This window comes from Streptomyces sp. DH12, assembly GCF_020873895.1.
GTDB lineage: Bacteria > Actinomycetota > Actinomycetes > Streptomycetales > Streptomycetaceae > Streptomyces.
Map to the genome: position 1 here is coordinate 1 of NZ_JAHWGT010000458.1, position 607 is coordinate 607.

Genomic DNA, 607 nt, shown 5'->3' on the forward strand with positions numbered 1-607 from the left:
GGAGACCGGGCGGCCAACCGCCACCAGGTCGGGGCAGGTCCGGGTCGCCACGATCAACTGTCCGGACGTGGGCCCGAAGCTGACCAAGGTGCCCCGCAAGGCGCGCTGGGGCGTCGCGCGTGAACTGGCGCGGCTCGACCGCCAGATCACGGACGCGTACACGCGTCTCGCCGAGACGCGCCAGGCGCAGGCGGGCGACGCGAACTACGTCGACAACGCCATCCTCGGTCCGCTGAAGGACAAGCGCGTGGCCACCCTGGACCGCATCAACATCAACATCAAGCGGGCCGGCGGCCAGGAGCGCGACCTCGGCGGGTTCGCCCGCTGCCAGGGCGTGCCCGCCGAGCAGCCCGGCAACGGTGACGGCGGCCAGGGCGACGGCCAGAACGACGGCGGCCAGAACGACGGCGGGCAGGACGGCGGAGGGCAGGACGGCGGCCAGAACGGCGGCGGCCAGGACAACGGCGGTCAGGCCGGGAACGGTCCGGTGGCGGACGACTTCATCCGCATCGAGGACGTCCAGCCGGGCTCCCGCAACCTGCCCAACGGCCTCCCCGCCAACGGCGACACCGGTTCGACCGGCAGCTTCACCACCGTGTGCGGCACC

The 607-nt window shown here is 73.3% G+C and carries 1 pseudogene; it reads left to right on the forward strand.

From position 1 onward, the window contains the following. Positions 1 to 607: pseudogene (locus LPA54_RS35160) on the forward strand (hypothetical protein); the annotation flags it as partial.